The organism is Nocardiopsis camelliae, assembly GCF_028993595.1.
Classification (GTDB): domain Bacteria; phylum Actinomycetota; class Actinomycetes; order Streptosporangiales; family Streptosporangiaceae; genus Nocardiopsis; species Nocardiopsis dassonvillei.
Genome location: NZ_CP118614.1, coordinates 3,347,355 through 3,371,879 on the forward strand (window position 1 = coordinate 3,347,355; position 24,525 = coordinate 3,371,879).

Here is a 24,525-nt window from a genome sequence, read left to right on the forward strand (position 1 = left end):
CGCGGCGGTTCTAACGTTGATATCGGGGGGTCCCCGGGCCCGCCCGCTTCGTGCTGCGCCCCTCGTGTCCGGGCCGCCCTTCCCCTCCTCCCGCCGGCCGTTCGCGGTCCCGTGTCCCACGCCGCCGGTCCGCGGATCCGGGCCGTCGATGACCGGTTCGCCGACGGCCGGGGCACCGACGGACCCCACCGGCGACCAGGGCGCTGGCGGACCGGCCCGCGCCCCCCCGGGCCCTCCCGGGCCCTCCCGGGCACGGACCCCGGGGCGGCTGGCCGACCGAAAAGCTGGCGGACCGGCCGCAAACGGCGCCGGTGCGCTGGGAGGGATCCGACCCTCGAACGACGCAGAAGGGGAAGGGAGCGGTGCGGTGGCCCTGCGCGGTCACCGCACCGGGGCGGTTCCCAGCCGGGCGGTTCCGACCTCGGCGGATTCCGACCGGGTCGGGCCCCGGGCTAGAACAGGTCCCGGGCGGCCTCGGCCAGGGCCGCCAGCTCCCCGGCCCCGCCGGCGCGCCCGTCGCGCACCGCCACGCGCAGCCGCCGCTCCAGGCGCCCGCCCTCGGGCAGGGGCAGCCGCGTGTCCCACGCCAGCGCGGGCCCCACCCCCGGGTAGTCCTCGGCCCGCAGGAACCACGGGTCGGTGTGCTCCCCGGGTTGGAGGAAGACCAGGGTCCACCCCCCGGCCCCGTCAGCGTCCGCCGCGCCGACTTCGGCTCCGCCCGAGGCCGCGCCGCCACCCTGGGCGTCACTGCCTCCGGCGCCCTCTCCCGCAGCGGCACCAGTGGTCCCGGCGCCCTCACCGCCGCCGCCGACCAGGGCCAGCCACTCCGCCCGCGAACCGTGCAGGGCCTTCTCGCCCTCCAGCCCGCCAGCGCCCACGACGGCGGGCGGGGCCGCGGCCACGGGCGCGCGCCAGAACAGGCCCCCGTACCCGGCGCCGGGCCTGCCGTTGGTGGCGGGGCTGCCGATGCTCAGGTCGCGCCCGGAAGTGTTGCGCAGCTGCGTGCGCACGTCCAGCACCCAGGTGCGCCCGTCCAGGCCCGCGGCCCGCACGGTACGCTCCTCGCTCAGCATCTCGGCCCCGTCCGGGCCGGTCCACGACAGCGCCTCCACACGGCGGTCCGCGGCCAGCTCCAGCCAGGACACGTGCCGCTGGCGGCCGTGGTTGTCCAGCAGCACCGACCCCCGGTCGCGGGTGAAGGTGCGCCCGCCCCAGAAGCTCACCCCCGACACGTCGGGCACGGCCACGCCCACCCCGAAGTGGTGCAGGTGGTCGGCGGGCCGCTCCTCGGTGACCGGCACCCCGGCGAGGGTGCGCACCGGGTGCAGGTAGGGCCGCGGCGACAGGGTCGGCTCGATGTCGGTCCCGTCCCTGAGGACGGCCAGGACGCAACCGTCCAGGGTCAGCGTGTTCACGGCGTGGCCTTCGCGTCGGTCGCTCCCGCCCGGGCCGCGGGGGACCAGGCGGGGTCGAGTTCGGAGAACAGCGCCAGGTGCTCGGCGCTGCGGTGGATGAGGGCGTCGATGCCGGGGACGATCCGGCGCACCCCCTCCTCGGTGCGGTACACGTGCTGCATGCCCGCGGGCAGCGCCACCGGGTCGGGCGCGGTGCGCACCGCTTCGAGCACGTGCATGAACGCCCGGGTGGCCCGGGGCGGCACCAGCAGCGGTTCGCCCCCGCGCACGTGTTCGACCAGGTTGGACATCAGGTGGGTGCGCGGGTGCGTGGTGGTGGCCGGGGGTCGGCCCGGCCGGTGCACGGTGACGCGGTCCAGCGTGTACTCGAACTCGATGCGCCCCAGGTCGCCGTGGACCACCAGGCGGGGCGGCAGGTGCTCGGGCGCGCACAGGGTCACCGCCAGGGTGATGGGCAGCCCGTCCGCGGTGCGCACGCGCACGCACGAGGTGTCGTCGGCCTCGATGGGGTGGGCGTGGAACATCTCCAGCTCCACGCCGCGCGGCGCCTCGGTCGCGGCTCCGGCCACGGCCAGCGCGGTGGCCAGGGCGTGGGCGAAGGGGTTGGTCAGCGCCCCGTCCACCACGTCGCGCCCCTGGAGGCGGCGGCGCCCCGCCCAGGGGGCGCGGTCGTAGTAGGCCGAGGTGCGCACCCACGTGCCCGTACCGCCGATGCCGCGCACGCGCCCCACCGCGCCCTCGCGCACCAGGGTGCGCACGGCCTCCACGGCGGCCGACCCCAGGCTCTGGAAGCCCACCTGGCAGGCCAGGCCGGAGGCGTCCACGGCCGCGGTGAGCTCCTCGAACTCGGCCAGGGTCGCGGTGGTGGGCTTCTCCAGCAGCAGATGGGAGCCGTGTTCCAGCGCGGTGCGGGCCAGGGGCAGGTGGGTGTGGATGGGCGTGGCCAGGACGGTGATCCGCGCGCCGGTGCTCTCGATCGCCTCGCCCAGGTCGGCGTGGCAGGGCAGCGCGCCGTGCCCCTCCAGGTCGTCGTCCTCGGCGACGGGGCGCTGGTCGCACACGCCCACGAGCCGGACCAGGCCGCTCTGCGCCAGTTCGCGCAGGGAGCGCAGGTGGGCGCGGCCGTGGCCGTGGACCCCGGCCAGCAGCACGGGCACGGGTTCGCCCATCAGCTGCCCCCGAGCAGGTCGGCGACGCGGACCGGCGCCCCCGAGGCGATGGAGGCGTTGGCCGCCAGCCCGGTGAGCAGGGCGTTGCCGCCGTCGGAGTGGTCGGGGCGGATGCCGTCGTCCTCGCCGCCGAACAGCGAGTCGAGCATGAGCTGGTCGCCGCCGCCGTGGGTGCCCTCGCCCACCGCCGCGGGGATCTCCTCGGGGGGCTGCCAGTGGCGGCGCAGCCACAGCCGCGCGCTGGTGTGCTCCTTGGGGGCGGGCATGCCGCGCACGGGCGTGGCCTCGTCCTGCTCGGGCGAGGTGTACTCGAACTCGGTCATGTCCAGCTCCAGGCGGCCCCGGCTGCCGGTGATCGCGATCCGGTAGCCCTCCCAGGGCGCGTAGGCGACCAGGTGGTAGGTCAGGCGCGCGCCGGTGTCGTAGCCGACCAGCACGGACATGTCGTCCTCGATAGTGATGCCGGGGCCGAAGACGTTGAGGTCGCGGCGGTAGCCGTCCTCGTGCTCGGCGTCCAGGTACAGGGCCCGCAGGTCGGCGCTGTCGTCCATGTGCAGGGCGAAGGGGTCGCTCTGGGCGGCGTCCTCGCCGTGGCCGCGCTCGTAGTCGGCGGCCAGGCCGTGGCGGCGGCCGTTGTCGTCGCCGTAGAAGAACAGCCTCCCCGACGCGAACACGTCGGTGGGGCGGGCGCCGATCCACCAGTTGACCAGGTCGAAGTGGTGGCTGGCCTTGTGCACGAGCAGGCCGCCGGACTGGGTCTTGTCGCGGTGCCAGCGGCGGAAGTAGTCGGCGCCGTGGCGCAGGTCCAGCAGCCACTCGAAGTGCACCGACCCGACCTCGCCGATCACCCCGGAGGAGATGAGGTCGCGCAGCTGGCGGTGGACGGGGTTGTAGCGGTAGTTGAAGCCGACGGTCACCCGCCCCCCGGTGCGCGCCTGGGCCTCGTTGATGCGCCGCAGCCCCTCCAGGTCGGCGGTCATGGGCTTCTCGGTGATGGCGTCGAGTCCGGCGTCCAGGGCCGCCACGACGTAGTCGGCGTGGGTGCGGTCGACGGTGCAGACGATGACCTCGTCGACCCTCTCCTCCTTGAGCATGCGGACGAAGTCGTCGGGGGAGTAGGTCGGCACGGCGTCGAGTCCGGCGTCGGTGACGATGCGGTTGTGCACGGCCATGCGGGTGCTGTTGGTGTCGCAGAGGGCGACCAGACGTCCCCGGTCCCGGTGGGTGCCGGTCAGGGCCCGGGTGTACATCCGGGCGCGGGATCCGGTGCCGACGATCGCGTACCTGCGTGGGGTGGTGTGGTTCACACAGGGCATGGTAAACGCTTTCCCATCCGGTCGACAAGGGTGTCGACCAAGACGTGTCCGAGCGTCCGCACTCCCGTGACGCACGACGGAGAGTGGCGCGATGACTTCGAAGGGTGGGATTTCTCGTGCGAACGAGCGCGAGACGGGAAAGCGCGCGGCAAGAACCGCGTCTCCCGGGCCGCCGGAAGCGTAACGATATGGGGCTTGGATCACAGTTTTCGGGAAACCTGCCGTTGACACCCATGTAACCCGGTGCTAGAAACTGAACATCTTAGTACGTGGATAGCGCTTACCAGAACATGTTCAGGCAGTTCAGCACGTGTTCTCGCCCACAGCGTACGCGTCTCCGAACGAGATTGGCAGTTTCCATGAATCCAGGACCGCACGCGCCCGCCAGCGCTCCGGCGGTGGCCCCACAGGAGGGTGGATCCCCGTGAGCGCCCTCCTGCAACGGCGGCCCGCCAAGGCCCCCGACGCCCCGGCCGGCGCCAAGCCGCGCCGCAGGGTCGGCAAGAGCCCGGCCCCTGGCAAGCGGCGGAACGAGAACCTCGCCGCCTACGGCTTCCTGGCCCCGTGGTTCGTCGGCCTGGTGCTCATCACCGCGGGCCCCCTCCTGGCCTCCCTGTACTTCTCCTTCACCGACTACAACCTCATCGGCGACTACGAGTGGGTCGGCCTGGAGAACTACCAGCGGATGTTCGACGACGAGCGCCTGCACAGCGCGCTCAGGGTCACGTTCGTCTACGTCTTCGTGTCGGTGCCGCTCCAGCTCGCCCTGGCCCTGGCCCTGGCGATGATCCTGGACCGCGGCGTGCGGGGCCTGCCCCTGTACCGGTCGGTGTACTACCTGCCCTCCCTGCTCGGCGGCAGCGTGGCCATCGCCATCCTGTGGCGCCAGGTCTTCGGCGCGGAGGGCCTGATCAACCAGGTGCTCGGCTTCTTCGGCATCCAGGGCGAGGGCTGGGTCTCCCACCCCGACTACGCGCTGGGCACCCTGATCGTGCTCAACGTGTGGACCTTCGGCGCGCCCATGGTGATCTTCCTGGCGGGTCTGCGCCAGATCCCCGCCATGTACTACGAGGCCGCCTCGGTGGACGGTGCGGGCCCCCTGCGCCGCTTCTGGAACATCACCGTGCCGATGCTCACCCCGATCATCTTCTTCAACATGGTGCTGCAGTTCATCAACGCCTTCCAGACCTTCACCCAGGCGTTCGTGGTCAGCGGCGGCACCGGCGGCCCCTCGGACTCCACGCTCTTCTACACGCTCTACCTCTACCTGCGCGGCTTCGGCTCCTTCGACATGGGCTACGCCTCGGCGATGGCCTGGCTGCTGCTGCTGATCATCGGCGGGTTCACCGCGGTGAACTTCATCGCCTCCAAGTACTGGGTCTTCTATGGCGACTAAGACAATGCCCCCCGTGACCTCGCAGAAGCGCACGCGGGCCGAACGCACACGACGGCTGATCACGCACATCGGGCTCATCGCCTTCGGGCTGGTCATGCTCTACCCGCTGCTGTGGATGCTCTCCAGCTCGTTCAAGCCCACCGAGGAGATCTTCCGCGCCCCGGGCCTGATCCCCGAGACCTTCACCCCGGGCAACTACACCGAGGGGTGGAACGCCCTCCAGTTCCCGTTCCACCACTACCTGCTCAACTCGGCGATCGTGGTGGCCGGGGCGATCGTGGGCAACCTCATCGGCTGCTCGATGGCCGCCTACGCCTTCGCCCGGCTGGAGTTCCGCGGCAAGCGGTTGTTCTTCGCCGTCATGATGGCCACGATCATGCTGCCGATCCACGTCGTGATCGTGCCGCAGTACATCCTCTTCGCCGAGCTGGACTGGATCAACACCTTCCTGCCGCTGATCGTGCCCAAGCTGCTGGCCACGGACGGGTTCTTCATCTTCCTCATGGTGCAGTTCATCCGCGGACTGCCCCGCGACCTGGACGAGGCGGCGCGCATCGACGGCTGCGGCCACGTGCGCATCTTCTTCCAGATCATCATGCCGCTGTCCCTGCCGGCCCTGGCCACCAGCGCGATCTTCACCTTCATCTGGACCTGGAACGACTTCTTCAGCCAGCTGATCTTCCTCACCGACCCGTCGATGTACACCGTCCCCGTCGCCCTGCGCACCTTCGTCGACTCGACCTCGCAGACCTCCTGGGGTCCGCTGTTCGCCATGTCGATCGTCGCCCTGGGCCCCGTCTTCGGTTTCTTCCTCGCGGGTCAGCGATACCTCGTCAAGGGCATCGCCACCACCGGAATCAAGTAGTCGAAGGGAACCGAACACATGCACGCACACCCTGGCAACGGGCGCCCCCAGGCCCGTCGCCGCAGCCCTTTCCTGTCCGTGGCCGCGGGAGTGGGCGCCATCGTGATGGCGGCCACCGCCTGTGGCGGCTCCGAGGCCGACGACGGCACGGTCGAGCTGCGCTTCTCCTGGTGGGGCGCGGACGACCGCCACTCCACCACCCAGCAGGTCATCGACCTGTTCGAGGCCGAGAACCCGGGCATCACCATCGTCCCCGAGTACACCGACTGGGGGGGCTACTGGGACCGCCTGGCCACCAGCACCGCCGCCAACGACGCCCCCGACATCATCACGCAGGAGGAGCGCTACCTGCGCGAGTACGGCGACCGCGGCGCCCTGCTCGACCTCAACGAGGTCGACCTGGACCTGTCGGGGATCGACCCGCTGGTGGCCGAGAGCGGCGACCTGGACGGGCAGACCTTCGGTGTGGCCACCGGCGTGAACGCCTACGCGATCCTGGCCGACCCCCAGGCCTTCGAGGACGCGGGCGTGGAGATGCCCGACGACGAGACGTGGACCTGGGACGACTACATCGAGATCTCGGCCCAGATCAGCGAGGCCACCGACGGCGAGGTCGTGGGCACGCAGAGCATGTCCTACAACGAGACGGGCTTCCAGATCTTCGCCCGCCAGCGCGGGGAGAACCTCTACGCCGAGGACGGATCCCTCGGCTTCTCCCAGGAGACGCTGGAGGAGTGGTTCTCCGTCACCGAGCAGCTCGTGGAGAACGGCGGCCAGCCCGGCGCGGCCGAGAGCGTGGAGATCGAGGCGGGCGGCCCCGACCAGTCGGTGCTCTCCACCAACCAGGGCGCGATGGCCCACTTCTGGACCAACCAGCTGGGCGGCATCTCGGCCTCCTCCGGCCGCGACATCGAACTGCTGCGCTACCCGGGTGAGAGCACCGAGGACCGCACCGGCATGTTCTTCAAGCCGGCCATGTTCTACTCCATCTCCGCGGGCACCGAGCACCCGGAGGAGGCGGCGCTGTTCGTGGACTTCCTGCTCAACAGCGAGGAGGCCGCCGAGCTGATCCTGGCCGACCGCGGTCTGCCCGCCAACGTGGACGTGCGCGCCCACGTCATCGACTCGCTGCCCGAGGCCGACGCCCGCAGCGCGGTGTTCCTGTCCGAGATCGAGGGCACGATCGTGGACGGCAACCCGCCGCCGCCGATCGGCGCCGGGCAGGTCGTGGACATCACCAAGCGCGTCACCGAGGACCTGACCTTCGGCGACCTGACCCCGGCCGAGGCCGCGGAGCAGTTCATCGCGGAGGTCGAGGCGGCCACCGGCGAGGCCTGATCCGGGCATCGGATACGGCACCGGCACGCGGGCGGGCCCGGCGGGAGGATCTCCTTCCGCCGGGCCCGCCCGCGTGTGCGGCCCGCCCGGTGAGGCGTTCCGGTGGCGTCGGCGCGCGGTTCCCCGTTCCTCAGGGCGAGGCGGTGACCGGCGGCTGCTCGGGGTCGGCCTCGGGCGGTGCGGGGGCCGGGGGCACGGCGGTCTGGGCGACGAGGGCGCCCGCGACGATGACGGCGGCGCCGACGGCCTGCACGGGGGTGAGCGCCTCGTCCAGCAGCACCCAGGCCAGCACGATCGCGGTGACCACCTCCAGGTAGGCGACCGCCCCGGCGACCTGCGGGGACAGGCGCCGGACCGCCGAGATGCCGAGGAAGTAGGCGAGCGCGGTGCACACCAGGCCCAGCCACAGGGCCGTCGCCCAACCGGGGAAGGAGAACCCGCCGAGCGCGACCGGGTCGGCGAGCATGTGCCAGGGCAGCGTCCAGGGCCGGGCCAGGACGCCCAGCAGCACCGCGGCGACCAGGGAGCCGAAGGCGACCACGGCCAGCGGGTGGGTGTCCTCGCCCATGGTGTCCGACAGCAGGAAGAAGACGGCCTGCGCCGCGGCGGCGCCCAGCGCCAGCCCCACGCCGACCGCGTCCAGGCGCACGCCCGCCCACACCTCCAGCAGCAGGCCGAGCCCGGCCACGGCCAGGACCACGCCGACCACGGCGGCGGGGGAGACCCGGGTGCGGCGCACCACGCGCAGCCACAGCAGGACCAGGACCGGGCCGAGGAACTCGATGAGCAGGGCGATGCCCACGGGGATGCGCGCGATGGAGGCGAAGTACAGGGCCTGGACCCCGGCCATCGGGAAGACGCCGTAGGCCAGGACCAGCAGCGGGCGGCGGCGGGCGGTGCGCCAGTGGGCCAGGGCCACGGGAGCCAGCAGCAGCGCCGCACCGGCCACGCGCAGCCAGGTGACGTGGAGGGAGTCCATCCCCGCGTCCAGCAGGGGGCGGGCGAAGACGCCCGATCCGCCGAAGGCGAGTGCCGAGGCGAGCGCGAAGGCCAGCCCCGAGCTCCGGTGGCGCGCGGGTGGGACGGACACGGCGGTGCTCCCGGGGGATGGTGGGGACATGGGACCGTTGACGAGCCTACGGCCGGGGTCCGGGGGAGTCCTCGGGCGGCGTGCGCCCTCCGGCGCAGACGGAACGAGCGGGGACCGCGCTCCCCGCCGGTGGGAGCCGGTCTCAGCCCTGTGCGGGAGTGAGGTCGATCTGGGCCCAGGCGACGTCGTGCCAGGCGTCGAACTTGCGGCCGACCCGGCGCATGACGCCCACGTCCTCGAAGCCCAGGGAGCGGTGCAGGCCCAGGCTGGCCTCGTTGGGCAGGGTCATGCACGCGACGGCGGTGCGCATGCCGCGTTCGGCCAGGCGGGGCAGCAGTTCCCGGTACAGGGCGCGCCCCGCGCCGGTGCGCCTGCGGCCCATGGCCAGGTAGACGCTGACCTCGCACGACCACCGGTAGGCGTCACGGGCGCGGAAGGGCCCGCCGTAGGCGTAGCCGACGACCCCGTCGGCGTCCTCCAGCACGATCCAGGCGTGCCGCCGCTGGGCCGCGGCGATCCGCTCGGCCATCTGCCCGGCGGTGGGCGGCTCGTACTCGAAGGTGATCGCGGTGTCGGTGACGTAGGGGGAGTAGATGGCCGCGCACGCCGGGGCGTCCGCGGGGGTCGCGTCGCGGACTGTGAGGGTCGGCATCGAAGTCATGTCGACTATGGTATTCCGTTCTGCTCCCTATAGTGAACGTCATGAGTGACACACTGGGCACGGCCCTGGCTTCGACCCTGCGAGAGCTGCGCCGGGCCCGCGGGCTGAGCGGAGGGGCGCTGGCCGAGCTGTCCGGGGTCTCCCGGGGCATGATCAGCCGGATCGAGAACGGCGAGGCCCAGCCCACCGCCTCCCTGCTCGGGCGGATCGCCGCCGCGCTGGGCATCACCCTGTCGGAGCTGATCGCCCGCGCCGAGCGGGGAGACCGCCGCCTGGTCCGCGCGCACGAGCAGCCCGTGTGGACCGATCCCGGGACGGGCTACCGGCGGCGCGCGGTCTCGCCCGCGTCCGGCGGCCCGATCGAACTGGTGGAGGTGGAGCTGCCGCCGGGTGCGCGGGTGGGCTTCCCCGCGCAGGCCTACGCCCTCACCCACCACCAGATCTGGGTGCTGGAGGGCACGCTGGCCTTCCGCGAGGGCGGTGTGGAACACGTGCTGGAGCGGGGCGACTGCCTGCACCTGGGCCCGCCCGAGCCCTGCGAGTTCCACAACCCCACCGGTGCGGACTGCCGGTACCTGGTGGTCATCTCCCGGCGCGGAGCCTGAGGCGGCGGACGGGCCCGGGATCCGCCGCCCGGCTCAGGGCGTCAGCGCCCCGACGAACACCGCGCGCTGGTCGGCCAACCAGGCCTGGCGGCGGTCCCAGCGCTCCCATCCGCCCATCCGCTCCAGGTCGCGGGCGAACAGCGCGTCACCGTTCTCGACCCGCTCGGCCACGAAGACGCGGGCGACGGCCGTGTACTCCTCGATCACCCCCGGCAGGGCGCGGCGGTCGTCGGGGGAGAGCCCGTAGGCGTCGGCGAGGAGGCGCAGCCGGTGCGCGACGTCGCTCTCCCCGTGCGGGGTCCCCGCGGCCGAGACCGGGTCGAGCGCGGGCGCCAGGTAGTAGGCCAGCGCCGCCACGTCCCAGACCGGGCGGCCCGGTGCGGCCAGGTCGAAGTCGATCAGGGCCGCGGCCCGGCCCCGGCGGAAGACGATGTTCTCCAGGCAGGGGTCGTTGTGGCACAGGATGGGACCGCCCGCGGGGTCGGCCATCCCGGTGGCGCCGGTGTTCCAGGCGGCCGAGGCGTCCACGGGCACGCGTGCGGCGGCGTCGTGGTAGCGGCGCAGCAGTTCGGCGGCCGAGCGCAGGGTGTGCTCGGTGAACGCCCAGTCGGGGAACGGCGGGAGGGCGACGTCCCCCTCCACGAAGGTCAGCTCCTCGCGGCCGTCGTCGCGCAGCCGGAGCGGCACCGGAGCGCCCCTGAACCCGCTCTCGGCCAGGGCGCCCAGGTGGGCGTGGATGGCGGGTGCGGCGGGTGTCGCGGTGCGCACGACGTGGCCGCCGTACCGGAACACCGTGGTCATCATGCCGCCTGCCAGCCGCTTCCCCCTGTTGTCGGTGCCGCTGTCGGTGTCGCTCGGGTGGGTCATCGCTCTCCTCGGCGTCGAGGACCTGCGGCGGCGGGTCCACCTCGAAACTAGTGCCGCCGACCGTCCAAGGGGAGGCCGCGCCGCGTTCGGGGTCGTCCCGGAGGAGGAGAAACCCCGATCACAGCAGCGGAACCGGGACCGGGCACGACCCGCGGGCCAGCGACTCGGCCCCGGCCACCCCGACCAGTGAGGCCGCCACGGCCGCGCGTACCGGCACCAGCGGCTCGGCGCCGTGCTCGACGGTGTCGCGAAAGCCCCGCAGCAGGCGCACCGTGCCCTCGGCCCCGCGCTCCACGGGCTCGCCGTCCAGCAGCAGCGCGGGCGGGACGCGTTCCTCCTCGCGGGCGTCGCCGTCGGGGCGGGTCCACCCCTCGTGGCGCACGCGCACCGACCAGGCGCGCTCTCCACGCGCCCGCACCGACTCGGCCAGCCCGAGGGTGCCGCGTACCGACACCCAGCTCCAGTGGCTGTCGGGTTCGCCCTGGAGGAAGCCGTTGCGGGTGACGGCCAGGGCGCCCGTGGACAGGCGCACCACCATGGTGCTGGCCTGGCGCGGCGCGGCCTCGTCCACGGTGAACGCGCTGACCTCCACCGGGTGCGCACCGGTGATCGCCAGGATCGGCGACAGGGAGTGGGTGCAGTAGGCGGTGGGGGCGATGCGTCCGCGCCAGTGGGCGGGATCGCCGGTCAGCCCGGTGACGCCCTCGGGGGACATGCCGTGCAGGTAGTCGGCCTCGATGAGGTTGATCCGGCCCAGTTCGCCCGCCCGGACGGCCTCGCGGACGAGCAGCACGTGCGGGTGGAGGGTGTAGTTCTCGGCCAGGGAGTAGGTCGCCGAGGAGCGGTCGGCCGCCGCGACCAGCGCCCTCGCCTCGGCCTCGTCGGCGCACGCGGCGGTCTCGGAGAGCACGTGGACGCCGCGGTCCAGGAAGGCCAGGGCCAGGGGTGCGTGGGCGTCGAAGTCGTTGGCCAGGACCACCCCGTCCAGGTCCTGTTCGAGCAGGTCCCGCCAGCGTTCGGTGAGGACCGCGCCGGGCAGCCACTCGCGGGCCGCGGCGCGCTGGGCGGGGTCGCGGTCGCAGGCCGCCACCACGTCCATGCCCAGCCTGGCGGCCCACGCCGCCAGGTGCAGGCCCATCCCCAGTCCCACTACTCCCACGCGCATGGGGGCATCATCTTCCCCCGCACGGCTGCCGCGCAAAGGGATTACGCGGCCCGGGTCCGTGGAGCGTCCGCCCCCGGAGGCCTCGGCGGGCACGGGAGCGGACGCGCCGGACCTCGGCCGGGGGCACCGCCAGGATTCCGGAATGCGAAAACCGGTTCCGCACAGCGTCACCCGAAGGCAACACAGTGGAAACACCGGCGGCGGGGAACGACCCCGCCCCTCCCCGGGCACAACACCCGTTTGTGCATGCGCTGGCCAGTGACGACACCGGTTTCCCGGAGGGGGCGACCGAGCGCGGACGCGAAGGATTTATGTTTACATCGAGGTAATACACTCCTCATACAGCCACGATCCGCAGGCGTGAGGACCTCAGGGCCTGGGATCACCACCATGTGTTGCGCCAGCGTGCGCGTGTTCGAGGTTCCCGACACAACGGCGTGTGGGGTGCCCGTTCCACCTGTGCTGAAAGGAACGTTCACCCATGCCCTTCGCCGACGAGGCAGGCCGTGACCACCACCCCGGAGTCCGATCCGCCTACGAGCACGTCGTGCGCCGCAACCCCGACGAGCCGGAGTTCCAGCAGGCGGTGCTGGAGGTCCTGGACGACCTCTCCCCGGCCCTGACCCGGCACCCCGAGTACGCCGAGCAGCACATCCTGGAGCGCCTGTGCGAGCCCGAGCGCCAGGTGATCTTCCGGGTGCCCTGGCGTGACGACCAGGGCCGGGTGCACGTCAACCGCGGCTTCCGGGTGGAGTTCAACAGCGCGCTGGGCCCCTACAAGGGCGGGCTGCGCTTCCACCCCAGCGTCAACCTCGGCGTGATCAAGTTCCTGGGCTTCGAGCAGATCTTCAAGAACGCCCTGACCGGTATGAACATCGGCGGCGGCAAGGGCGGCAGCGACTTCGACCCCAAGGGCCGCTCCGATACGGAGATCGAGCGGTTCTGCCAGTCGTTCATGACCGAGCTGCACCGCCACCTGGGTGAGCACACCGACGTCCCGGCCGGGGACATCGGCGTGGGCGGCCGCGAGATCGGCTACCTCTTCGGCCAGTACCGGCGCCTGGCCAACCGCTGGGAGGCCGGTGTGATCACCGGCAAGGGCTTGGAGTGGGGTGGCTCGCGGGTGCGTACCGAGGCCACCGGCTACGGCAGCGTGCTCTTCACCCAGCGGATGCTGGAGCGGTCGGGCCGCGCTCTGGACGGTCAGCGGGTGGTGGTCTCCGGATCGGGCAACGTGGCGATCTACTCGGTGGAGAAGGCCCAGCAGCTGGGCGCGAACGTGGTGGCCGTCTCAGACTCCGGCGGCTACGTGGTGGACGACAAGGGCCTGGACCTGGACCTGCTCAAGCAGGTCAAGGAGGTCGAGCGCGCCCGGATCAGCGTCTACGCCGAGCGTCGCGGCGGGGGCGCCCACTACGTCGAGGGCGGCAGCATCTGGGACGTGCCGTGCGACGTGGCGCTGCCCTCGGCCACCCAGAACGAGCTGGACGCCGACGCGGCGCGCACGCTGGTGCGCAACGGCGTCGTGGCGGTGGCGGAGGGCGCGAACATGCCCACCACGCCCGAGGCGGTCAAGGTGCTGCGCGAGGCCGGTGTGCTGTTCGCGCCGGGCAAGGCGGCCAACGCCGGCGGTGTGGCCACCAGCGTGCTGGAGATGCGCCAGAACGCGCGGCGCACGTCGTGGTCCTTCGAGCACGCCGAGGCCGAGCTGGCCGAGACGATGGCGGGCATCCACGACCGCTGCGAGGAGGCGGCCGAGCGCTACGGGGCCCCGGGCGACTACGTGCTGGGCGCCAACGTGGCCGGGTTCGAGCGGGTGGCGGGCGCGATGCTGGCCCAGGGCCTGATCTAGCGGACCGGCCGGAACCGTTGCCGGTGCGAGGCACACGGTTCTGACCTGCGATGACCTTGTACTCGTAGCCGATGTCGGCGGTCGAGGCGCGCTGTGGGTACAGGATCACGGTGGTGGGGGCCGGAGCGGTGGACCCTTGCGGTCACCGCTGCGGCCCCCGGCGCCCACGAGCGGCGGCCGACCCCGGGGTCGGCCGCCGCGGTGTCCCAGGCCCTCACCACAGGTGGTGGACCCGGGGCCGGACGAGTTCGTCGTAGACCTCGGCCACCCGGGCGCGGACCCCGGGGTCGAGCGGGGCCAGTCCGGCGGCGGAGGCGTTGCCGCGCGCCTGGTCGGCGTTGCGGGCGCCGGGGATGACCACGCTGACCCCCTCCTGGTCCAGGATCCAGCGCAGCGCGAACTGGGCCATGGTCACGCCCTCGGGCACCAGCGGGCGCAGGCGCTCCACCGCCTCCAGTCCGGTCGCGTAGTCGATGCCGGAGAAGGTCTCGCCCTTGTCGAAGGCCTGGCCCTCGCGGTTGAAGTTGCGGTGGTCGTCCTCGCCGAAGGCGGTGTCGGCGGTGAACCTGCCCGACAGCAGACCGCTGGCCAGGGGCACGCGGGCGATGATGCCGACCCCGGCCTCGCGGGCGGCGGGCAGCACCCTCTCCAGCGGCTTGTGGCGGAAGGCGTTGAGGATGATCTGCACCGTGGCCACGTTGGGTCGGGCGATCGCCGTCAGCGCCTCGTCCACGGTCTCCACCGACACCCCGTAGGCGCGCATGCGGCCCTCGGCGACCATGGCGTCCAGGTCGTCGAAGACGGCGTCGGTGGCGATGACCCGCGGGGGCGGGCAGTGCAGCTGGACGAGGTCGATCGTGTCCACGCCCAGGTTCTGGCGGGAGCGGTCGTTCCAGGCTCGGAAGTTGTCGGGGTTGTAGTTTTCGGGGGCCTGGTCGGCGCGGCGGCCCATCTTGGTGGCCACGGTGATGCCGGGGCGCTCCTTGAGCAGCTGGCCGACGAGCCGCTCGCTGCGGCCGTCGCCGTAGACGTCGGCGGTGTCGAAGAAGGTGACACCGGCGTCGGCGGCCGCGTGCAGGGCGGCCAGGGCGTCGGTCTCGCTGACCTCGCCCCAGGAGGCTCCGATCTGCCAGGCGCCGAAACCGATGACGCCCACGTTGTTGCCGGTGCGGCCGAGTACGCGTGTTTCCATGGGTGCGATCCTAGGCCCTTGGGAGCGTTCCCATCTGCGCGGACTCCCCCCTGATCGCGTTCCGCACCCCCAGGGGCTTCGGGGAGCACCTGGGCCAGAGGCCGTCGGGTTCGGGGGCGACCAGCCCAGGGGCCACGGCACGGAACCGCCGGGTTCGGGGACTCTCGGCTTCGGAAGCCACCGATCCGGAGTGCCCGGTGAGGACAGCGCTGCAGGGCCACCGGCGCGGGAGCCGTCGGTGACGGAGGCGGCCCGGTGTCCTGCGCCTGTAACAGCGGTCACGCCCGGCGTTCACCGTGCCACGACGGATCGTCCCCGGGCGTTCACACCGCGTTGCGCGCGGGCGGCTACCTTCGCTGCGTCAGCGTTCCCCGGCAGAAAGGCACCCCCCGTGTCCCGCTTCGCCGCCCGACCCGCCCTCGCCCTGCTCGGCACGACCCTGCTGGCCCTGACCCCCGTCGTCGCCAACGCACCCGCCGCGTCCGCGGCCACCGCGCCCGAACGGGTGATCCTCTCGCCCACGGCCGACCCCGCCACCTCCCAGACCCTCGCCTGGCGCTCGGACGGATCGGGCCCGCCGGTCATGCAGATCGCCCCCGCCGCCGACCCCGGCCGGGTCACCACCGTCGAGGGCGCCGACACCGGCTCGGCCAACGGCACCTTCCACGCCGCCACCGCCACCGGCCTGACCCCCGACACCGCCTACCGCTACCGCGTGGGCGACGGAACCGCCTTCAGCCCCTGGCGCACCTTCACCACCGCGGCCTCCGGCGCCGAGCCCTTCACCTTCCTGTACTTCGGCGACGTCCAGAACGGCATCTCCACCGGCGGCGCCACGGTGGCGCGGGCCGCCCTGGCCGCCGAACCCGACGCCGAGCTGGTCGTGCACTCCGGTGACCTGGTCGACTCGCCCAACAGCGAGTCGCAGTGGACCGAGTGGTTCGACGCCTTCGGAGCCGAGGCCACCGGCACCGTCAACCACCTCGCCGCCCCCGGCAACCACGAGTACTCGCTGCTCTCCCTGAGCCGGTACTGGCACCCGCAGTTCCCGGGCGCGGGCAACGGGCCCACCGGCGGACGCCACCTGCCCCAGACCGTCTACCACACCGACTACCAGGGCGTGCGCTTCGTCGTCCTCAACTCCAACTACCGCAACGCGGCGCCGCTGAGCGCCGACTCCTGGCTGGACACCCAGCAGCGCTGGCTGGAGGAGGCCCTGGCCACCAACCCCCACCCCTGGACGGTGGTCACCTTCCACCACCCCGTCTTCTCCAACAGCCCCAGCCGCGACAACGGCCCCCTGCGCGACTCCTGGCTCGACACCCTGGAGGAGCACGACGTGGACCTGGTCCTCCAGGGCCACGACCACTCCTACGGCCGGGGCAACCTGACCGCGAACCGCACCGACGACCCCGACGTGCAGACCGGCCCGGTCTACACCGTCGCGGTGACCGGCACCAAGATGTACGACGCCTCCGCCTCCAACTGGACCGACAACGGCGCCGAGGTGCGCGTGCAGCTGGCCGACACCTCCACCTTCCAGGCCGTGGAGGTGGACGGCGCCCGACTGCGCTACACCGCCCGCACCGCCGACGGCGCGGTCGTGGACTCCTTCACCATCGACAAGAGCGACGGCAAGCGCGTGACCGACACGCTCTGAGCCCCGCCGTGGCGCCCCCGGCCCCTCGCCGGGGGCGCCACGCGTGACGACGGGCCCCTCGCGCCGGTGCGGCCGGGCGCCGGGGCCCTACCGCGGCGGGGGACGAGGCCGGTACGGCCGGCATTCCGGAACGTCCTCGGTGCGGCCCTCAGCCGTCGAAGCCGGTCAGCGCGCCCCGTCCGTCGAACCTGGCCACCGACGCCCAGGCGATCTCCCAGCGGTTGCCCTCGGGGTCCGCGACGTACGCCGACCGCCCTCCCCAGGAGCGCTCCACAGGTTCGGCCACGACCGTGGCACCGGCCCGCACCGCGGCCGCGAAGGCGCTGTCCACCTGCTCGGGGCCGTCCACGTTGCAGGCGAGCGTGATCCCCGACCAGCCGACGGGGCCGGGGGCGCCGTCCGCCGCCTCGGCGGCCAGTTCCTCCACCGGGTACAGGGCCAACAGGACGCCGCCCAGGAGGAAGGCCGACCAGCCGTCACCGCTGGCCGGGACCTCCTCCCAGCCCAGGGCCCTGTAGAACCGGCGGAGCCGGGGCAGGTCACGGGCTCCCAGCGTCACGACGGACAAACGCGCGGGTAGTTCGGACATGCCCGGAGGCTACGCGGTCGGCGCCGGGTCAGGGAAGGCCCGGTCGGCCGGAAGGGGCACGCGCCGTGCTCGGTCCCCGTCTCAGGAACCGTTCCGCAGTTCGGCCAGGCGCTCGCCGGTGAAGCGGATGCGGTCGAAGGTGACGGCGCAGCCGTCGCCGGTCGGAGACTGGGCCTCGAAGCCAATCCGGGCGCTCGCGGCGGCGTCGACGGCGAAGAACCGGATCATCCGCCAGGCGGTGCCGTCCGGAGAGGCGTGGTAGGCGAAGGCCCGGCCGATCCGCGAGACGCGCAGCCACACCGTCCGGCCGTCGACGGTGAAGCCGTTGGCGTCGTCCGAGACGCCCCGGGTGACCACGGAGACGACCATGGGTTCGCGGTCGGGGGAGTACTCGAAGCAGAGCTTGCCCCAGTGGCGGTCGTCGATCCACAGGAGCAGGACTCCGGCGTCGAAGGCCGACGCGAAGTCGACGGTGACACGCGCGCTGAACTGGAAGTCGCCCTCCGGGGGGATGCCGAGCAGGGTCTGGGCGTTGAGTGTGGTCGCGGCGTCGTCCCCGGGGTCGGTGTCCGGGGCGATGAAGAGGTCGCTGCGGGCGGTCGCGGCGGCCGTCACCGTGCCGGTCTCCTCCTCGACCGCCCATGCCTCCTCGGAGGACGGGGAGAGGGTGAAGGGCAGTCCCGGTACGTTCCAGGCGGGGGTCATCGCTGCTTCCTCCGGTGTCGTGGTGCCAGGGGGTGGGTGGAGTCTTTCGAGGGCTGCCGCGGGGGAGCGGACCGCGTAAGCATGGAAGGGGCCGGGCACGCGGCACCACCGGAGGAGATCCGCGCGCCGGTGTTCTCGGTCGCCTCGTCCAAGTCGGCGTGGCATGGCGTGCCGTGCCCCTCCAGGACAGAGCACGCCGTGCCGGGACCGGGCTTCCGGGCCGCTCCGCGAAGCCCGGCAGCCGTTTGCGGGGTCAGGGGCGGGTCTTGGACAGGTCCTGGACGATGGTCCGTTCGGGGATGAAGCGGACGAGCCGTGTGTCGTCGTCGAAGTCCTTGAAGTCGGTGGGCCAGGTGGTCTCGTCGTCGCCGAGGTAGCGGCGGAGCTTGCGTCTGGAGCGTTCCTCGTCGTAGGGCACGACCTCGGCCTTGCCGCGCATGATGACCTGGAGGAACTCCAGTCTCTCCAGGTCACAGGTGTCCACGACCAGCGCGACCCGGGGGCCCTTGGCCAGGAACTTCGACATGCGCGAATAGGCGCCGGTGATCCACCAGACCGCGCCCTCCTCCCACAGGAACCACACCGGACGCACCGTGGGCGCGCCGGAGGAGTCGGAGACGGCCACCCTGGCGACCAGGGGCCGGGCGAGGAAGGCGTCGACGTCGAAGGGGTGCTCGTGCTCACTGAGGGTGCTGGGGGTTTCGCTCACACCTTCAGACTAGGCGGTCCGGAACGGCGGGAGAAGGAGCTTTTTCGGGCTGTGGACAACCCGTCGCGGGGGTGCGGTGGCGGGCCGGACGGAGCTGCGGCCCGCCACCGGGAGGGCGTGGGAGCGCCCTCAGGCCTTGGGGGCCTGGGCGGCCATGAGGCGGGTGAAGGCGGTCCACTCACCGGCACCGACCGGGAGGAACCCCAGCTCAGGGTTCTTGGAGTCGCGGATGGCTGCGCCGGTGGGCAGTTCGGCCACCTCGACGCAGTTGTCTCCGCTGGTGGAATAGGAGGACTTGCGGAAGGCGGGGGTCACCTGGGCGACCTCGACACAGTTGTCTCCGCTGGTGGAGTAGGAGGACTTGCGGAACTCCAGCAACATGTTCAGGCTCGCTTGTCGTGTTCGGCGGCGATGGAACCGATGAGGTCGAGTGATCTCTGGGGGCCCAACGCCAGGTTCTGGACGGCGTCGAAGATCAGCGCGTGCTGATCGAAGTAGTCCGCGTCCTCAACGTACAGCGCCTCCACCACGGTGGGGATGGAGACTATGCCCGGTTCGGGCCTGGGGAAGTCGAACAGCGTGAAGGCACCGTCAACGGCGGGATGCGCCCCCGCCTCGTCGGGGAGCACGAGCACAGTCACCTTGTAGTGGGCGGCCATACCGGTGAGAAAGCGCAACTGCTCGGCCATGACGGTGTGCGAACCCACGACCTTGCGCAGGGCCGGTTCGTCGATGACAGCGGTCAGACGGGGGCCGCTCGGTGCGTCCAGGACAGCACGCCGCGCCATCCGCGATTCCACCTTGCGGTCGACCTGCTCCAGTGGGACGACCTGGCCAACCTTGAAGATAGCTGCGGCATAGTCCGGGGTTTGCAGCAGCCCGGGCACCACGACGGCCTCGTACGTCCGGATTCGGACGGCTTCGGCCTCCAGATCGGGTAGCGGTCCGGTGAAAAGGTCGGCGTATTCGTGCCAATCGCTGCGGCCGCGAGCTTCCTGAGTCAGACTGAGCAGGTGAGCGCGATCGTCCCCCTCCACCCCGTAGAGGTCGAGCAGTGCCTCGACCTCGTCGCGTTTGGGGAACTTCCACTCGTTGCGCTCGGCTCTGGTCAGTTTCGTCGCCGAAGACCAGCCCAGCCGCTTGGTCACCTCGGCCGCGGACATCCCGCTCGCGGCTCTGAGCCGTTTGAGCGCAGCGGACAACCGTCGCCGTCGAACCCCGGGCGAGTGCCCACCAGTCACGGAAACCCCTTCCAGGCAGAGCGTTCGTGCCTTGCCGATCGTAGCGGCGCGCATCGCCGCAAATTTTTCGACTCGAACACAATATCTTCTTGCGATTGTGTATGAACACAGAGATACTGGAGTCAGTAGCGCACCCCTGCCGGGTGCCGCCTCCTCTACGTAGGGAGAAGACTCCATGGCGTCATCAACGGTGCTCAGTGATGAGCTGTACACGGAAGTCGTGCAGGTGATCCGGGGCGGTGAGCCCGACGAGGACGGCATGCCGCTGGCAGGACGCGTCTCGCCCTTCACCCCGACCTACAACCAGCGGACCTGCGCCTGCACCTGCGCCCCGTTGCCGTACGGCTTCTGGGAGGCCATCGACCGACTCGACCCCTACGCCCACGACAGCGGGATCTGGCTCCGGATTCTGGGCGAAAAAGACGCCGAGAACAGCCCGCCGCTGCCGGAGGGTGCCACGCTCATCGAGACGAGGCGGGTGAGCTACCGCCTTTCATGAGACCCGGCGCCCCTGTGAGTCGGCGGCACCACCGTGCACGGTGGTGCCGCCCGTTCGCACGGTCGCACACGGTCGGCTCGGGCCGCCGCAACCGCGAGACTCCCCGTCGAACCCGGCTCCGCGTCCAGAGCCCGCCCGGTTCAGGGGTGGGGGGCCTGCCGCAGCTTGGTCAGCTCCTCCTCGTCGAAGTCCCCGGTGAAGCTCGGGATGGTCGAGGCGGCCCTGACGTCGGGCGCGGCTAGTTCGGGGTCATCGCGCTGGAGGGCGAACGCCGGTGCCCAACGGGCCATGTGGTCCAGGGCGTCCACCACGGAGTGGAAGTACAGGTGCTGTTCGAAGCGGTCGTTGGCGATGTGCATGAAGAAGGTCGTGCCGTCGTCGCCGACGAACAGATGGGCGTAGGAGAACGCGCAGGGCCCGCCGTACTCGGCGAACGGGTGGTTGTCGAACCCGGCGCGGGCCACGCAGTCCGTCCAGTCCTCCTCGACGGTCTGGGTGGCGCACGCTTCTTCGACGGGGTCGGGTCCCGGCGCCCACGCGCCGTCCCGGTAGTGCAGTGCGGTGGTCATGGGGGCCATGCTCGCAGGTGGAGCCGGTTCGCGGGCGGAGTTGGCGGTATTGGCCGGGCCCGGACGACAGCCCTGGTCCGAGGAGGACCCGGTGCTCCCCGCTCGGCCCGCAGTGCCGGAAACCGGCAGGGGGCGACGACCGGTCCACACACCCCTGGGTAACGTGCGGGAAATGACTCCCCACGTGACCATCCGCACGGTCCGGACCGCCGACGCGGACGGGCTCGTGCCTCTCTACGCGGCGCTGTCGCACCCCGCCACGGCCGCTCAGGTGCGCAGTCGCCTCGAACGGCTGGCAGGCGACCCCACCTACGGCTTCTGGGTCAGCGAGACCGCTTCGGGAGAGCTGGTGGGCTTCGCCGCCGGACACCTGCTGTTCCCGGTGGAGGACGACACCCCGGCCGCTCAGCTCATCGCGCTGGTCACCGCCGCGGACGCACGGGGCAGGGGCGTGGGAACGGCGCTGTGCGCCGCGTTCGAGGCCTGGGCCGTGGAGCGGGGTGCGGCCCGGGCCATGCTGAACTCCTCGACCGGGCGGACCGGGGCCCACGCTTTCTACAGGCGGCGCGGCTACACCGCCTCGGGAGTGCGGTTCTCGAAGCCCTTGTAGCACCGGTCGACCAGCAGGCGGCGAGGATCTCGATCGGTGGCGCTCGGTGTTCGCGGGCGCGCGAAAACCCGGTGACGGCGGGGGAGCGGTCGGCCACAATGGCCCGATGGTCGACCGACACTTCTCCCAGCCGGACCTGGCCGAGCTCTACGACTACTTCAACTTCTGGCGGTCCTCACCCCAGGACGACTTCTACCTCGACCTGGTCATGGACGCCCGCTGCGTCCTGGACGTGGGCTGCGGGACGGGCAAACTCCAGCGGGTGGCGCGCGGGCGCGGCCACACCGGGCGCCTGGTCGGCCTCGACCCGGCCGACGCGATGCTGGAGGTCGGACGGCGCGACCGCGACGACGTCGAGTGGACTCTGGGCGACCTGGGCACACGTTCCTTCGAGGGCGAGTTCGACCTGGTCGTCATGACCGGCCACGCCTTCCAGGTGTTCCTCACCGACGCCGAGGTACGCGAGTTCCTGGCGGCGGTGCGCCGCGTTCTGACCGACGACGGCCGGTTCGTGTTCGAGACCCGCAACCCGGCCGCGCGCGGTTGGGAGGCGTGGACCCCCGAGCGGACGCGCACCGTGGACGGGCCCGGAGGGCGCAGGGCCACCTGTGTCCACCGGCTGGAGAGCGTGGAGGGCGACCTGGTCACCTTCACCTCCGACTACGGCGTCGAGGGGTGGGACCGGCCCAAGAGCAGCCGCAGCACGCTGCGCTTCCTGGACGCCGACGCCCTGAACGGCTTCCTGGCCGAGGCCGGATTCGACGTGAGCGCGCAGTACGGCTACTGGGACCGGAGCCCGCTGACCGACGCGAGCGCGGAGATCATCACCTTCACCCGACCGTGCTGATTCCTGGTACGTGCATCACTTTTTGATGCATCATATGAGGCATGGAAACCAAGAAGAGGAAGTCCGTGCCGGTGCGGGCGAACGCCGCCTGCCTGGCCGAGCGGATCCAACACCCCGACACACCAGAGCGCCGTGCCGCCTCCGGTCTCGTGGGCGGGCTGCCCGAAGGCGAACTGTCCGAGAGCGCGGCCCTGGCAGCTCTGCTGGAGGCGGGTCGGACCGCTGTCGCCCAGGAGGTCCTGGCCCAGGAGTACGCGGCCATGGCCCAGGAGGACACCGGAGAGGACGGGGAGGCCAGAGCGGCCATGCGCGGTCGTGTCAGCCGCCGCCAGCAGGCCGGCTGATGGCGGCGCTGGTCCCGGTGCGCGGCCGGGTCTACGCCGCCGACATCGGCTTCGGGCGCAAACCCTGGGTGGTGGTGTCCAACAACCACCGCAACCGGGCGTTGGGAGACTGCCTGGCGGTACGGCTGACCACGGCACCGCGCACTCCCACCACCACGATCGTGGCGTTGGGACCCGCCGATCGCCCCTTCGTCGGGCGAATCATGTGCGACGACATCACTCTGCTGGGCGGCGAGGATCTCATCGAGGACCAGGGAGCTCTCAGCTTCGCGACCATGACCTGCGTGGCGAACGGGCTCCGGGCGGCACTGGGCCTGTGAGGCGCCCAGCGCGCGCCAGCATCGTTCGTCCGGTGGCCGTGGCGGGTGGTGGCGGCCCTTGCGGCCACTGGGACCGGAGCCCGCTGACCGACGCGAGCGCGGAGATCATCGCCTTCGCCCGGCCGCGGTGACCGGCGCCTGTCCCGAGAACTCCTTCCGCAAAGCCGTCACATCCGTGCGCTGGGCGGGGTCGAGGGTGTGACAAGCCCGAAGGCACCCGGCCGGGCAGGCCGGGGCCCTCCCGACGAGGAGCGCCGCTGATGTCCACCGCCCACATCGTCCTCACCCTGCTCGGCGCCGCCCTGGCGGCCTTCTCCGCCGGGTCGGTCTTCCTGCGCGCGCAGTGGGTCGTGCAGCCCCTGACCGAGTACGGCGTCCCCCGTCCGTGGTGGCCCTGGCTCGGCGCGGCCAAGGCCGCGGGGGCGGCGGGCCTGCTGGCGGGCCTGTTCGTCCCGGTCGTCGGTGTGCTGGCGGGGGTCGGCCTGGTCCTGTACTTCACCGGGGCCGTGGCCACGGTGGTCCGGGCGCGCTCCTACGCGCACATCCCCTTCCCGCTGGTGTACGCGGCGCCGGTGGCCGCCTCCCTGGTGGTTCTCTGACCCCGGCCGCGCCGGTCACCCGTCCCCGGAGGGCCGACGGGGCGACCGGCGGGCTCACCCGCGCGGGCCGAGGCTGGCCTGGAGCCCGTCCAGCAGGGCGTTGAGCCCGAACAGGAAGGTCTCCCACGCCTCCTGTTCCAGGTAGGGCTCGTCCTGGTTCTCGTTGCTGAACGCCCCCTGCTCCGACAGCAGGGTCAGCACGGGGAAGCGCTGGTCGAAGTCGGGGGCGACCCGGTCCAGCTGCGCGGAGCGCTCGTACCACCACGCCTCCTCGGCCACACCCGTGACCTCCGGGGCGCGGCGCGACTCCGAGGCGATCTGCACGGGTCCGCGCACGAGGGTGAACAGGTTGCCGTAGGCGCTGCGGATCTGCGTGGGGCCCAGCCCGGCGCGGTGCAGCACCACGGCCAGCGATTCGAACAGCCGGTACTCGTTGGGGCCCAGCACCGGCCGTGCCTGGGAGACCTCCAGGGTCCAGGGGTGGTCCAGGTAGAAGTCCCACAGCCGGGTGGCCCAGGATGTCGTAGCCGTGCGCCAGTCTGGTTCGGCGTCGGCCTCGGCCGCGTCGGCCAGTCCGGCGAAGACGTGGTCGTACATCAGCTCCACGAGTTCGTTCTTGCTGGCCACGTAGGTGTAGAGCGACATGGCGGTGCGCCCCAGGCGCTGGCCCACCGCGCGCATGGACAGCGCCTGCATGCCCTCGGCGTCGGCGAGGGCGATGGCGGTCTCCACCACCAGGTCCACGCTGAGTTCGGGCTTGGGGCCGGGAGCCGTCCGGGCGCTGTCCCCACCGCGCGAACGCCACAGCAGCTCCATGGTGCGACGGGCGTCACCCTGCCCGGCGTAGACCACCACTTGCATCTCCTTACGCTATAAACTAACGTTCTCCAGCCATCAGCTTA

The 24,525-nt window shown here is 72.0% G+C and carries 27 protein-coding genes; 12 read left to right on the forward strand and 15 right to left on the reverse strand.

Annotated elements, in window-relative coordinates; all coding sequences use genetic code 11:
- Window positions 1-452 precede the first annotated feature (452 nt).
- From PV789_RS14635 to PV789_RS14645, 3 genes are read right to left on the reverse strand one after another with little or no spacing between them, the layout of a single operon-like run.
- Window positions 453-1,415, reverse strand: coding sequence for a DUF6807 domain-containing protein (locus PV789_RS14635; protein WP_274977946.1), 963 nt, complete (start codon window positions 1,413-1,415; stop codon window positions 453-455).
- The gene (locus tag PV789_RS14640; RefSeq protein ID WP_274977947.1) at window positions 1,412-2,584 is read right to left on the reverse strand and encodes a Gfo/Idh/MocA family protein; all 1,173 of its coding nucleotides are present in this window, start codon (window positions 2,582-2,584) and stop codon (window positions 1,412-1,414) included. Before PV789_RS14640 ends, PV789_RS14635 begins: the two co-directional genes overlap by 4 nt.
- Window positions 2,584-3,891, reverse strand: coding sequence for a Gfo/Idh/MocA family oxidoreductase (locus tag PV789_RS14645; RefSeq protein WP_274977948.1), 1,308 nt, complete (start codon window positions 3,889-3,891; stop codon window positions 2,584-2,586). The genes PV789_RS14640 and PV789_RS14645 overlap by 1 nt, the downstream gene beginning before the upstream one ends.
- 433 nt (window positions 3,892-4,324) lie before the next feature.
- Between PV789_RS14645 and PV789_RS14650 the strand changes: the two genes are divergently transcribed.
- Genes PV789_RS14650 through PV789_RS14660 form a run of 3 tightly spaced genes read left to right on the forward strand, consistent with a single transcriptional unit; the run spans window position 4,325 to window position 7,499 of the window.
- Complete coding sequence (locus PV789_RS14650) at window positions 4,325-5,296, forward strand: carbohydrate ABC transporter permease (RefSeq protein ID WP_274977949.1); 972 nt, start codon at window positions 4,325-4,327, stop codon at window positions 5,294-5,296.
- Window positions 5,286-6,161 (forward strand): carbohydrate ABC transporter permease, encoded by an 876-nt coding sequence (locus PV789_RS14655; RefSeq protein ID WP_248770397.1) that lies wholly within the window; start codon window positions 5,286-5,288, stop codon window positions 6,159-6,161. The genes PV789_RS14650 and PV789_RS14655 overlap by 11 nt, the downstream gene beginning before the upstream one ends.
- An 18-nt stretch (window positions 6,162-6,179) precedes the next feature.
- The gene (locus tag PV789_RS14660) at window positions 6,180-7,499 is read left to right on the forward strand and encodes an ABC transporter substrate-binding protein (protein ID WP_274977950.1); all 1,320 of its coding nucleotides are present in this window, start codon (window positions 6,180-6,182) and stop codon (window positions 7,497-7,499) included.
- Window positions 7,500-7,629: 130 nt separating this feature from the next.
- Here PV789_RS14660 and PV789_RS14665 read toward each other — a convergent pair whose 3' ends face one another.
- Both PV789_RS14665 and PV789_RS14670 read right to left on the reverse strand, forming a co-directional pair.
- On the reverse strand, window positions 7,630-8,589 hold the full coding sequence (locus PV789_RS14665; protein WP_274977951.1) for an EamA family transporter: 960 nt from the start codon (window positions 8,587-8,589) through the stop codon (window positions 7,630-7,632).
- A gap of 142 nt (window positions 8,590-8,731) precedes the next feature.
- Window positions 8,732-9,259, reverse strand: a complete 528-nt coding sequence (locus PV789_RS14670; RefSeq protein WP_475469343.1) for a GNAT family N-acetyltransferase — start codon at window positions 9,257-9,259, stop codon at window positions 8,732-8,734.
- A gap of 32 nt (window positions 9,260-9,291) precedes the next feature.
- On the opposite strand from PV789_RS14670, the gene PV789_RS14675 reads away from it, so the two are divergent.
- Complete coding sequence (locus PV789_RS14675) at window positions 9,292-9,855, forward strand: helix-turn-helix domain-containing protein (protein ID WP_274977953.1); 564 nt, start codon at window positions 9,292-9,294, stop codon at window positions 9,853-9,855.
- 33 nt (window positions 9,856-9,888) lie between these two features.
- On the opposite strand, the gene PV789_RS14680 is transcribed toward PV789_RS14675, so the two are convergent.
- Window positions 9,889-10,722, reverse strand: coding sequence for a phosphotransferase (locus tag PV789_RS14680; protein WP_274977954.1), 834 nt, complete (start codon window positions 10,720-10,722; stop codon window positions 9,889-9,891).
- Window positions 10,723-10,840: 118 nt separating this feature from the next.
- The gene (locus PV789_RS14685; RefSeq protein WP_274977955.1) at window positions 10,841-11,887 is read right to left on the reverse strand and encodes a Gfo/Idh/MocA family protein; all 1,047 of its coding nucleotides are present in this window, start codon (window positions 11,885-11,887) and stop codon (window positions 10,841-10,843) included.
- Between the two features lie 481 nt (window positions 11,888-12,368).
- On the opposite strand from PV789_RS14685, the gene gdhA reads away from it, so the two are divergent.
- The gene (gdhA, locus tag PV789_RS14690) at window positions 12,369-13,739 is read left to right on the forward strand and encodes an NADP-specific glutamate dehydrogenase (protein WP_274977956.1); all 1,371 of its coding nucleotides are present in this window, start codon (window positions 12,369-12,371) and stop codon (window positions 13,737-13,739) included.
- Window positions 13,740-13,953: 214 nt separating this feature from the next.
- Here the strand turns inward: gdhA and PV789_RS14695 are convergent, their stop codons facing one another.
- The gene (locus tag PV789_RS14695; protein WP_274977957.1) at window positions 13,954-14,931 is read right to left on the reverse strand and encodes an aldo/keto reductase; all 978 of its coding nucleotides are present in this window, start codon (window positions 14,929-14,931) and stop codon (window positions 13,954-13,956) included.
- 391 nt (window positions 14,932-15,322) lie between these two features.
- On the opposite strand from PV789_RS14695, the gene PV789_RS14700 reads away from it, so the two are divergent.
- Window positions 15,323-16,591 carry a purple acid phosphatase family protein gene (locus PV789_RS14700; RefSeq protein WP_274977958.1) on the forward strand — a complete coding sequence of 423 codons (1,269 nt, stop codon included), beginning with the start codon at window positions 15,323-15,325 and terminating at the stop codon, window positions 16,589-16,591.
- Window positions 16,592-16,739: 148 nt separating this feature from the next.
- Here PV789_RS14700 and PV789_RS14705 read toward each other — a convergent pair whose 3' ends face one another.
- The 5 genes from PV789_RS14705 to PV789_RS14725 all read right to left on the reverse strand — a co-directional run bounded on the left by PV789_RS14705 (window position 16,740) and on the right by PV789_RS14725 (window position 19,889).
- On the reverse strand, window positions 16,740-17,180 hold the full coding sequence (locus PV789_RS14705) for a VOC family protein (protein WP_274977959.1): 441 nt from the start codon (window positions 17,178-17,180) through the stop codon (window positions 16,740-16,742).
- Between the two features lie 81 nt (window positions 17,181-17,261).
- A complete protein-coding gene (locus PV789_RS14710) occupies window positions 17,262-17,885 on the reverse strand; it encodes a DUF1349 domain-containing protein (RefSeq protein WP_274977960.1) in 624 nt (207 codons plus the stop codon).
- Window positions 17,886-18,138: 253 nt separating this feature from the next.
- Complete coding sequence (locus tag PV789_RS14715) at window positions 18,139-18,594, reverse strand: pyridoxamine 5'-phosphate oxidase family protein (RefSeq protein ID WP_274977961.1); 456 nt, start codon at window positions 18,592-18,594, stop codon at window positions 18,139-18,141.
- A 129-nt stretch (window positions 18,595-18,723) separates the two neighbouring features.
- A complete protein-coding gene (locus tag PV789_RS14720) occupies window positions 18,724-18,975 on the reverse strand; it encodes a DUF397 domain-containing protein (protein WP_274977962.1) in 252 nt (83 codons plus the stop codon).
- A 2-nt stretch (window positions 18,976-18,977) separates the two neighbouring features.
- A complete protein-coding gene (locus PV789_RS14725) occupies window positions 18,978-19,889 on the reverse strand; it encodes a helix-turn-helix domain-containing protein (protein WP_274977963.1) in 912 nt (303 codons plus the stop codon).
- A 121-nt stretch (window positions 19,890-20,010) separates the two neighbouring features.
- On the opposite strand from PV789_RS14725, the gene PV789_RS14730 reads away from it, so the two are divergent.
- Complete coding sequence (locus PV789_RS14730; protein WP_274977964.1) at window positions 20,011-20,334, forward strand: hypothetical protein; 324 nt, start codon at window positions 20,011-20,013, stop codon at window positions 20,332-20,334.
- A 140-nt stretch (window positions 20,335-20,474) separates the two neighbouring features.
- On the opposite strand, the gene PV789_RS14735 is transcribed toward PV789_RS14730, so the two are convergent.
- Window positions 20,475-20,903, reverse strand: a complete 429-nt coding sequence (locus PV789_RS14735) for a hypothetical protein (RefSeq protein ID WP_274977965.1) — start codon at window positions 20,901-20,903, stop codon at window positions 20,475-20,477.
- A gap of 172 nt (window positions 20,904-21,075) precedes the next feature.
- Here PV789_RS14735 and PV789_RS14740 point away from each other — a divergent pair, with 172 nt between their 5' ends.
- The 5 genes from PV789_RS14740 (at window position 21,076) to PV789_RS14760 (ending at window position 23,623) form a co-directional block, all read left to right on the forward strand.
- Window positions 21,076-21,513: a GNAT family N-acetyltransferase gene (locus tag PV789_RS14740; protein WP_274977966.1), complete on the forward strand. Its 438-nt coding sequence runs from the start codon at window positions 21,076-21,078 to the stop codon at window positions 21,511-21,513.
- 106 nt (window positions 21,514-21,619) lie between these two features.
- The gene (locus PV789_RS14745) at window positions 21,620-22,360 is read left to right on the forward strand and encodes a class I SAM-dependent methyltransferase (RefSeq protein WP_274977967.1); all 741 of its coding nucleotides are present in this window, start codon (window positions 21,620-21,622) and stop codon (window positions 22,358-22,360) included.
- A 41-nt stretch (window positions 22,361-22,401) separates the two neighbouring features.
- Window positions 22,402-22,704 (forward strand): molecular chaperone GrpE, encoded by a 303-nt coding sequence (locus PV789_RS14750; RefSeq protein WP_274977968.1) that lies wholly within the window; start codon window positions 22,402-22,404, stop codon window positions 22,702-22,704.
- Window positions 22,704-23,024 carry a type II toxin-antitoxin system PemK/MazF family toxin gene (locus PV789_RS14755; RefSeq protein ID WP_274977969.1) on the forward strand — a complete coding sequence of 107 codons (321 nt, stop codon included), beginning with the start codon at window positions 22,704-22,706 and terminating at the stop codon, window positions 23,022-23,024. The genes PV789_RS14750 and PV789_RS14755 overlap by 1 nt, the downstream gene beginning before the upstream one ends.
- A 260-nt stretch (window positions 23,025-23,284) precedes the next feature.
- Window positions 23,285-23,623 (forward strand): DoxX family protein, encoded by a 339-nt coding sequence (locus PV789_RS14760; RefSeq protein WP_274977970.1) that lies wholly within the window; start codon window positions 23,285-23,287, stop codon window positions 23,621-23,623.
- A gap of 54 nt (window positions 23,624-23,677) precedes the next feature.
- Here the strand turns inward: PV789_RS14760 and PV789_RS14765 are convergent, their stop codons facing one another.
- A complete protein-coding gene (locus PV789_RS14765; RefSeq protein WP_274978144.1) occupies window positions 23,678-24,478 on the reverse strand; it encodes a TetR/AcrR family transcriptional regulator in 801 nt (266 codons plus the stop codon).
- Window positions 24,479-24,525 lie beyond the last annotated feature (47 nt).

Excerpts from the sequence above, each read along its gene's own strand:
- PV789_RS14655 (WP_248770397.1), top strand. The coding sequence starts at position 5,286 with ATGGCGACTAAGACAATGCCCCCCGTGACCTCGCAGAAGCGCACGCGG.
- PV789_RS14675 (WP_274977953.1), top strand. The coding sequence starts at position 9,292 with ATGAGTGACACACTGGGCACGGCCCTGGCTTCGACCCTGCGAGAGCTG.
- PV789_RS14745 (WP_274977967.1), top strand. The coding sequence starts at position 21,620 with ATGGTCGACCGACACTTCTCCCAGCCGGACCTGGCCGAGCTCTACGAC.
- PV789_RS14685 (WP_274977955.1), bottom strand. The coding sequence starts at position 11,887 with ATGCGCGTGGGAGTAGTGGGACTGGGGATGGGCCTGCACCTGGCGGCG.
- PV789_RS14760 (WP_274977970.1), top strand. The coding sequence starts at position 23,285 with ATGTCCACCGCCCACATCGTCCTCACCCTGCTCGGCGCCGCCCTGGCG.
- PV789_RS14680 (WP_274977954.1), bottom strand. The coding sequence starts at position 10,722 with ATGACCCACCCGAGCGACACCGACAGCGGCACCGACAACAGGGGGAAG.
- PV789_RS14750 (WP_274977968.1), top strand. The coding sequence starts at position 22,402 with ATGGAAACCAAGAAGAGGAAGTCCGTGCCGGTGCGGGCGAACGCCGCC.
- PV789_RS14725 (WP_274977963.1), bottom strand. The coding sequence starts at position 19,889 with ATGCGCGCCGCTACGATCGGCAAGGCACGAACGCTCTGCCTGGAAGGG.
- PV789_RS14720 (WP_274977962.1), bottom strand. The coding sequence starts at position 18,975 with ATGTTGCTGGAGTTCCGCAAGTCCTCCTACTCCACCAGCGGAGACAAC.
- PV789_RS14740 (WP_274977966.1), top strand. The coding sequence starts at position 21,076 with ATGACTCCCCACGTGACCATCCGCACGGTCCGGACCGCCGACGCGGAC.
- PV789_RS14640 (WP_274977947.1), bottom strand. The coding sequence starts at position 2,584 with ATGGGCGAACCCGTGCCCGTGCTGCTGGCCGGGGTCCACGGCCACGGC.
- PV789_RS14735 (WP_274977965.1), bottom strand. The coding sequence starts at position 20,903 with ATGACCACCGCACTGCACTACCGGGACGGCGCGTGGGCGCCGGGACCC.
- gdhA (WP_274977956.1), top strand. The coding sequence starts at position 12,369 with ATGCCCTTCGCCGACGAGGCAGGCCGTGACCACCACCCCGGAGTCCGA.
- PV789_RS14660 (WP_274977950.1), top strand. The coding sequence starts at position 6,180 with ATGCACGCACACCCTGGCAACGGGCGCCCCCAGGCCCGTCGCCGCAGC.
- PV789_RS14755 (WP_274977969.1), top strand. The coding sequence starts at position 22,704 with ATGGCGGCGCTGGTCCCGGTGCGCGGCCGGGTCTACGCCGCCGACATC.
- PV789_RS14730 (WP_274977964.1), top strand. The coding sequence starts at position 20,011 with ATGGCGTCATCAACGGTGCTCAGTGATGAGCTGTACACGGAAGTCGTG.
- PV789_RS14710 (WP_274977960.1), bottom strand. The coding sequence starts at position 17,885 with ATGACCCCCGCCTGGAACGTACCGGGACTGCCCTTCACCCTCTCCCCG.
- PV789_RS14705 (WP_274977959.1), bottom strand. The coding sequence starts at position 17,180 with ATGTCCGAACTACCCGCGCGTTTGTCCGTCGTGACGCTGGGAGCCCGT.
- PV789_RS14695 (WP_274977957.1), bottom strand. The coding sequence starts at position 14,931 with ATGGAAACACGCGTACTCGGCCGCACCGGCAACAACGTGGGCGTCATC.